The sequence below is a fragment of the Azovibrio restrictus DSM 23866 genome (assembly GCF_000429665.1).
Taxonomy (GTDB): Bacteria; Pseudomonadota; Gammaproteobacteria; order Burkholderiales; family Rhodocyclaceae; genus Azovibrio; species Azovibrio restrictus.
In genome coordinates this window covers 407782-415027 of record NZ_AUCH01000001.1, presented here as the reverse complement: position 1 = coordinate 415027, position 7246 = coordinate 407782, and the positions used below count along the sequence as shown (strand labels likewise).

The window sequence follows — 7246 nt, the reverse complement described above, 5'->3', positions numbered from 1 at the left end:
GTTACTCTGCGCGAGTACCGGTAACTGTCAGGGAAGACATCATCGGCACCCTCTGCCTCAATCAGTGAAACTGCAAAGACAAGGAACTTGGCTTGAGCCCTAGTTGGATCGTTGGCCGGGTCTGCTTTTCCACTATTGGTGTGATAGTCGACATAGCTTTCGTTACTCCACGCAACCATTACAAGATCGTCCGGCGTAGCCCTCCATTTGAGTCCCGTAGCGAACTCGGGACACCTGATGATGTGCCCGACCGCGAGTAATGGACGTTGCCCTGATTCATCTATCAGACGAGGTGTGTATCGCATGGTGGCCTAACGAATAGCGTTTATCCGCCGCTGAAAGCGAACGAGGGGGCATAGCGGTGGATAAACCTCGTTGGACTGAACTGGCGGGAAGGCGGCGGCTATGGGGATTGTAAGCCGGGCGGCTCGCAAATCACACACATGACATAACTCGCCGGCATTCAGAATCGGCTTGCGAGGCAAGAAGCCGCCGTTTCGCTAGCGCCGACTTTTGATGTTGCGCCCCCGGCATGGCACGTTCATCTTGCCTGGGCGGCACTTGGCGAGCCACTGCCTGTCCGACCCGCGTGTAGCGCCCCAAGTGTTTGGTTGCCACGTCCGGCAAGCATCTCGCCGCCAGCGCCGCCACGAACTTGCCGCGAAACACTTTTCGGACAGGTTCGGCGGCCTGCCCTCACACTTTTACCCCATTGATGTAAGCACGGATGGCCTCGCCAAGCTCCGGAAGCGACCCGACTGTCGCAACGCCATATCTCGCGCACACGACGTCCACATTACCTTTGCGCCAGTATCCTGCGGGACAGCAGACAAGCGCCTTCCCCGTCCGTGCCGCGAGCCCTAGTTCCATGAGGGTTACCGGCGCCTGTGAGTCAGGCGCAAAGTAGAAGGCAATGCGATCAGCTGTTTCCATGGCAGCGAGTTCCCACTCGACCTGCTCCCGAAACGGCAGAAAGTCTGCCTCCCCCCTCCAGCTTGAGTCCCACTCTGTCCGACGAGGGTTCAACAGCGTGCCCGGACAGTCTGCCAGGGACTCGGACAGTTCGCTTTGCCAGTCTATGCTCTTGCCAAGGTCGATGGAGCCGGCCATGAAAACAGACGGTCCCGTCAGCGGTTGCGGCAGTGGGGTCGGTGGTCGGATGAGTTGCATGTGTTGGTGTCGATCTGATTACGCTGCAGAAAACTATGGTTTTTGGATTTCCTACTTACAGGGTACTGCACGGCATCGTGCTGGTTGCATGAGCATGCCCGGTGTCAGCCTGGACGCCAGCCTCCGTGCTGGGGGCGTAAAAAAGCCGGGCCCCAACGGGGTCCGGCCTTGGTATTCCTGCTGCGGGTGGGGCTCAGGCGGCAGCGGCGCCGGTCTCGGCTGCGGGGGCCTTGGCGCCCTTCTTGCCGACGAATTCGGAAGCCTTGCGCTTGCCTTCCTCGAACTTCTCCTTGAAGCTGGCTTTCATGGCTTCGGCGTTGAAGTTGAGGGTGGTGCCGCCGGAGGCGAAGTGGGCGGCGAATACCTTGCCCAGGGCGTAGGTGCAGGCGGCGGCCAGGGCGGGGATGGCGACCATGCCGAACACGGAGCCCACCACCGGCACACTGCGGAACAGGGAGTAGGTCACGTGGCCGACGCTGGTGACGGGCACCACGGTGGCGATCAGGGTGCCGACGGCGTTCTTGACGGCATTTTCGGAGAAGCGCACCTCGTAGATGTCGCTCAGCTGGGCGATCATGCGCAGCTGGATGGTGCTGCTGGTGGCCATCTCCAGGAAGGGTACCGGCACCAGGCCGCCGACGGCGGCGTAGATGCTGTGCTTTTTGATGCATTCGTTGGACTGGCGGGAGAGCTCATCCTGGCGGAGGAACTCCTGTTCGATTGCTTCGGAAGTATCTTGTTCGCTCATCACTGTTTCCTCCATCAAGGGTTGGGCGTTTCCCGGACAATACGGCGCATGCTAGACGAATCAGCGGCGTGCTGCAATCAAAGCTTTGAAAAATCATGGACATTCCCGCGTATGCGAGGCCTGGCGCGGAGGTTCTCCGGGAGCTGCCGCCGGGTTATCATCGGGCCCGCTTGCTCACAGGTTTTTCCCGCGCTGTTTTTTTTGCTGTCCGGCGGGAATTCCCGGTTTTCAATCCTTGCAGGGATGACGGCGTTCGTCCCACGCCCCAGGGCGTTTCATGACCTCCCAGAAGACACCTCTTGCCCCGCTGCTGATCGCCCTTGCCCTGTCCCTGTTGTTCGCCCTGGGGATGGCTTCCCTGCTCAACTACTACAAGTTCGGCAATACCCTGGCCGGCCTTGCCCGGGCCAATGTGGCGGTAGCGGCTCAGGACGTGCGCGAAAGCCTGGCCCTTTCCCTGTCGGTGGGCATGGACCTGAGTGCCCTGGAGGGCATGCCGGCCCTGCTGGCGCGCCAGACCCATGTGGATCCTTCCATCGTCGCCATCCGCATGGGCGACATGCAGGGACGGGGGCTGTACGCTTCCGACCCGGAAGCCGCCCGTCAGCCCCTGCCCGGGGCGTGGCTGCAGGCGGCCAGGGCGGCCAAGGGGGAAGGCTGGCACCTGGGCGGCGAGGGGGAGATGGAGACCGTGGGTTGGGTGCTGCGCAACAATTTCGATCTGCCCGTGGCCCTGCTGGGCATTGATTATTCCACCCGGCAGGTGGCGGCCGGCAAGGAGGCCCTGTTCCCGGTGCTGCTCCGGGTCACCCTGGGGACCCTGGCCGCCGCTCTGGCCCTGGGGGCGCCGCTGCTGTTCCTGCTGCGGCGCCTGACCCGGCGCCAGGAGAAGCTGGCCTTCCGGGCCAGTGTGCTGATTTCCCTGGTCACCCTGGCGGGGCTGCTCACGGTTTCCTGGCTGGCCATTCCGTTGTTCGAGCGGCATCTGCTGCCCAAGCTGGAGCAGAACGCTCGCCAGAGCGGCCAGATCGAGGCGGAGCTGATCCAGCGGGCCATGGCCCACGGGCTGGCCCTGGAGGAGCTGTACGGGGTGGACGAGGTGCTGCGCCGGGACCTGGCAGGGAACCGGGGCCTGGCTTCGTTCGCGGTGCTGGATGCCGGGGGACGGACCCTGTTCCACGAGGCCCGGGAAGGGGCCGAGGACGAGCACAGCATCCTGGTGCCCATCGCCGCCGGGGGCAGCGTCCGGGTCGGGCTGGATGGGGCGTTCGCCGCCGGGCTGGTTAAGGAGATGAGCCTGGACATTCTGGTGGTGCTGGTGGTGGCCCTGTGCTTCACCCTGGAGGTGCTGGCCTTCCTGCCCGTGGCGGCCGGCCGCAGCGACGATCCCCTGGCCCGCAGCCGGGATGTCCGGGCGCCGGCCTTCCTGTTCTTTTTGAGCGAGGAGCTCAGCCGTCCCTTCCTGCCCGGTTTCGTCAGCAGCCTTTCCGGTCAGGTGGATGCGGGGCTGCAGAACATCGTGATCGGCCTGCCCATCATGGTGTTCATGCTGGTGGTGGCGGTGTCCCAGCCCTGGCTGGGCGCCCTCAGCCAGCGCTTCGGCAACCGCCGCCTGCTGCTGGGCGGCGCCCTGGCGGCCATCGCCGGCTTCCTGCTGTGCGCCATGGCCACCAGCATCTACCTGTTCATCCTGGCCCGGATGGTCTGCGCCCTGGGGTATGCGGCCATCTTCGTGGCGGCCCAGGGGCACATCCTGGAAAACACGGAGGAATCCAGCCGTTCGGCGGGGTTTGCCCTGTTTGTCGGGGCGATCATGGTGGCGACCATCTGCGGGCCTTCCATAGGCGGCATCCTGGCCGACAACATCGGCGCCCGGGCCACCTTCATGGTGGCGGCCGGTGTCGCGGCCCTGGCCGTGCCCCTGATGCTGCGCCTGCCTGGCGGCCGGGGCCGGGCGCAGCAGGAAGGCGGGCGCCGGGTGCGCCTGGCCGACGCCTTCCACCTGTTCCGCAACCGCCGCTTCCTGGCCCTCTGCGTCAGCGCCGCCATTCCCGCCAAGATCCTGCTCACCGGCTGTTGTTTCTTCCTGCTGCCCCTGTATGTGATTTCCATCGGCAGCACCCAGACCATGGCGGGGCGGATGCTGATGGTGTACGCGGTGTTCATGGTGCTGATGATGCCGCTCGCTGCACGCTATGCGGATCGCCTCAATGCCCGTTCCGGCTTCATCCTCGCCGGTCTGCTGATCTCCGCCCTGGGGGGGCTGCTGGCCCTGGGAGTGGATGGCTTCTGGCTCGGGGCGGGCATGGTGGTGGCCCTGGGACTGGGCCAGTCCTTGAGCATCACCGCCCAGAGCACCCTGGTTTCCCGGGTGGCCGCCCGGGAAATCCAGGTTCTGGGGGATGGTTACGTGTATGGGGTGTACCGCCTGCTGGAGCGCCTGGGCAATGCCAGCGGCCCGCTGCTGGCCGGGGTGCTGCTGACCCTGTTCGGCTTTCGGGTCACCTTCGTCTGCATGGGGCTGCTGGCCCTGCTGGCGGGGGCGGTGTTCTACTGGGTCATCGTCCGTCCCGGGGCCGGCGGGGCGGCGGAGGTGGCGCCATGAACCGCCTGCGCCGCAAGCTCTGTCTGGGCCTGGCCGGAGCGGCCCTGCCCTGGTGTGCCCCGGTCCTGGCCGCGGGGGAACGGGCGAAGCGCATCTACATCATCACCTTCCGGGGCCGGACCCAGGTGGAGCAGGGCTTCCGGGCCTATCTGGCCAGCCAGGGCCGGCCCCTGGAATACATCGAGCGGGACCTGAACCGGGACAGCTCCCGCTTTCCCGCCCTGCTGGAGGAAATCCGCCGGCTGCGGCCGGATCTGGTGCTGACCTGGGGCACCACGGTCACCGAGGGCATCGTCGGCCGTTACGACGCGGTGGATCCCCGGGTACACATCACCGACATCCCGGTGCTGTTCACCCTGGTGGCGGCGCCGGTCAGTGCCGGGCTGGTGCCCAGCCTGAGCGCCTCGGGACGCAATCTGACCGGGGTCTATCACGTGGCCAGCACCGAATCCCAGGTCCGGGCCATGGGGGCCTACCGGCGCTTTCGCCGGGTCGGGGTGCTCTACACCCCGACCGAGAACAATTCCCTGGCCATTCTCCGGGAGCTGCAGCAGATCGGCGCCAGCCAGGGCTTTCAGGTGGAGGCCCGGCCCTTCCGGCTGGATGGGGCGGGGCGGCCGGTGATCGACGGGGTGGCCCGACTGCTCGGGGAGATGAAGGCGGCCGGGGCCGAGTGGCTGTACCTGTCGCCGGATTCCTTCCTGGGGGCCCACTGCAAGGAGGTTGTGATTCCCCTGGCCCATGGCCTGGGGCTGCCCACCTTCGCTTCCACCGAGCAGATCATGGAAGCGGGGGCCCTGGCCGGCCTGATCAGCCGCTACCACAGCATCGGCCAGTTTACCGGTTACAAGGCGGCCCAGATCCTCTTTGCCGGGCAGGCTCCGAGCCGGATGCCCATCGAGACCCTGAGCCGCTATTCCTTCCTGATCCGCATGGCGGTGGCCCGGTCGCTGCACCTGGTTCCGCCTCTGGCCATGTTCGACAGCGCCGAATTCATCGAATGAGGGATGACCCCATGCTCCTGCCCGCCGCCAGCCGTTTCTTCTTTCTCCGGCACGGGGAAACCGATTACAACCGGCGTGGTATCCGCTGCGGCGGGGAGGTGGATATTCCCCTCACCGAGCGGGGCCTGGCCCAAGCCGGGGAGGCGGCGGTGCTGCTGCGCCAGTCGGGCTTCCCCCTGGCCTGGGTGGCGGCCAGTCCCCTGCAGCGGGTGCAACAGACGGCCCGGATCGTGGCAGCCCTCTGGGGCTTGCCGGTGGAGACCTGCCCCGGGCTGGGGGAACGGCGGCTGGGGGCCTGGAACGGACAGCCGGTGGCCGACACCGAGGCCGCCCTGCGGGCCGGGGAGACGCCGCCTGGAGGCGAGTCGGCGGCAGCTTTCCGGGAGCGCATCCTGGCCTGGCTGGCGCTGTGGCAGCCCCGCTTCCGGGAGCCGGGCCTGATCGTCGCCAGCAAAGGGGTGGGGCGGGTGCTGGGCGAAACCCTGGGAGGGCAGCATGTGCCGGTGCAGAACTGCGAGCTGATGCTGTTCGAGGCCGGGGCCGACGGTAGCTGCTCGATCACTACGCCCTGGGGCTGTACCCCGGCCGTGCTGGAGCGGCCCCTGTTCCCCGCCTGAGCCCGGTCAGGCTTGCCGGGGGGCGGGGAGGGCGGTGAATTCCCGGCCCAGGCCCTGGCCGCCCGCCAGCCAGTCGCGGATGAAGGCGATGTGGTTGGGATCGTCCAGGACCGGGGTGTGGCCCGTGTGGGGTACGTGCATCAGGGTCAGCGCCGGGTTCTGCCCCATGCGGCGCAGGGTGGGGGCCAGCAGGGCATCGGATTCCAGCCCGTGGGTAGCCAGGATGGGCTGCCTGAGGCGCCACCATTCGGGCCAGACATTGACGTTGTGGCGGGCATCTTCCCGGTAGGCCAGCATGGCCCGGGGGTCGTAGCGGTAGATGCGCCCATCCTCGTCCTCGGACCAGCGGGTCTGGTGGTGGGTGGTGTAGAGGCGGACGGTTTCCTGCACTGGCCCGTCGTTGCGCTGGGAAACGCCCACCTTGCGCAGCAGGTCGGCGGGGTTGCGGAACACGTAATGCCGGGCCAGGGTCTCGGCCCGCCGCCGCCGCCGTCCGGCAGGGATGAAGGGGCCGGTGTCGTTGAGGATCAGGCGGGAAACCAGTTCCGGGTGGCGGGCCGCCAGCACGATGGCCGCCGTGCCGCCCAGGGAGGAGCCCACCAGGATCGCTCGCCGGGCGCCCAGGTGCAGTAGGCATTGCCGCAGCTGTTCCACATAGGTTTCCAGCTGGTACTCGCTCACATCGGCCAGCCAGCCCGAGTAGCCGCGTCCGACCCAGTCCATGCAGACCACCTGGTGGCTGGCGGCCAGGCCGGCGGCGAGGAAGTGGAAGCGGTGGGCGCAGTTGGCGACTCCGCCGACGCAGAGGATCAGGGGCTGTCCTGCCTGGCCCCAGTGGGTGTAGGCGACGCTGACCGGGTAGACCCGGCGCAGGCGGCTGGGAACCCGGCGCTGCAGGCGCAGGGGATGCTGGTAATCGAAGCGGCAGCTCCGGTAGCGGCCGGCAAAGGGAAGTTCCAGCTGGGCCGCGTGGGCCTCGTAGGCGCTCCAGTTGTCCTGCCAGTTGTCTTTGTCCTGATTTTCTGGCCCTTTAGCCTGCCTGTGGTCTTTTCCGATGACGCTCTGATCCATGGTTTCCCCTTCTCCCGGCCGGTCAATGTAG

Annotated in this window: 6 protein-coding genes; 3 read left to right on the top strand and 3 right to left on the bottom strand. The window is 66.7% G+C overall.

Annotation, left to right across the window (positions count from 1 at the left end):
- Window positions 1-696: 696 nt before the first annotated feature.
- Together G474_RS0102010 and G474_RS0102005 are read right to left on the bottom strand one after the other, a co-directional pair.
- Window positions 697-1110 (bottom strand): nucleoside 2-deoxyribosyltransferase domain-containing protein, encoded by a 414-nt coding sequence (locus G474_RS0102010; RefSeq protein WP_211228036.1) that lies wholly within the window; start codon window positions 1108-1110, stop codon window positions 697-699.
- Between the two features lie 253 nt (window positions 1111-1363).
- A complete protein-coding gene (locus tag G474_RS0102005; protein ID WP_026685525.1) occupies window positions 1364-1918 on the bottom strand; it encodes a YcjF family protein in 555 nt (184 codons plus the stop codon).
- A 277-nt stretch (window positions 1919-2195) separates the two neighbouring features.
- Between G474_RS0102005 and G474_RS21780 the strand changes: the two genes are divergently transcribed.
- From G474_RS21780 to G474_RS21775, 3 genes are read left to right on the top strand one after another with little or no spacing between them, the layout of a single operon-like run.
- A complete protein-coding gene (locus G474_RS21780; protein ID WP_051281682.1) occupies window positions 2196-4523 on the top strand; it encodes an MFS transporter in 2328 nt (775 codons plus the stop codon).
- Window positions 4520-5527: an ABC transporter substrate-binding protein gene (locus G474_RS0101995; RefSeq protein ID WP_026685524.1), complete on the top strand. Its 1008-nt coding sequence runs from the start codon at window positions 4520-4522 to the stop codon at window positions 5525-5527. Before G474_RS21780 ends, G474_RS0101995 begins: the two co-directional genes overlap by 4 nt.
- 11 nt (window positions 5528-5538) lie before the next feature.
- On the top strand, window positions 5539-6144 hold the full coding sequence (locus G474_RS21775) for a histidine phosphatase family protein (protein WP_051281680.1): 606 nt from the start codon (window positions 5539-5541) through the stop codon (window positions 6142-6144).
- A 6-nt stretch (window positions 6145-6150) separates the two neighbouring features.
- On the opposite strand, the gene G474_RS19110 is transcribed toward G474_RS21775, so the two are convergent.
- Window positions 6151-7215: an alpha/beta fold hydrolase gene (locus G474_RS19110; protein WP_051281678.1), complete on the bottom strand. Its 1065-nt coding sequence runs from the start codon at window positions 7213-7215 to the stop codon at window positions 6151-6153.
- Between the last annotated feature and the right edge of the window lie 31 nt (window positions 7216-7246).

Excerpts from the sequence above, each read along its gene's own strand:
- G474_RS0102010 (WP_211228036.1), bottom strand. The coding sequence starts at position 1,110 with ATGGCCGGCTCCATCGACCTTGGCAAGAGCATAGACTGGCAAAGCGAA.
- G474_RS19110 (WP_051281678.1), bottom strand. The coding sequence starts at position 7,215 with ATGGATCAGAGCGTCATCGGAAAAGACCACAGGCAGGCTAAAGGGCCA.
- G474_RS21780 (WP_051281682.1), top strand. The coding sequence starts at position 2,196 with ATGACCTCCCAGAAGACACCTCTTGCCCCGCTGCTGATCGCCCTTGCC.
- G474_RS0101995 (WP_026685524.1), top strand. The coding sequence starts at position 4,520 with ATGAACCGCCTGCGCCGCAAGCTCTGTCTGGGCCTGGCCGGAGCGGCC.
- G474_RS21775 (WP_051281680.1), top strand. The coding sequence starts at position 5,539 with ATGCTCCTGCCCGCCGCCAGCCGTTTCTTCTTTCTCCGGCACGGGGAA.
- G474_RS0102005 (WP_026685525.1), bottom strand. The coding sequence starts at position 1,918 with ATGAGCGAACAAGATACTTCCGAAGCAATCGAACAGGAGTTCCTCCGC.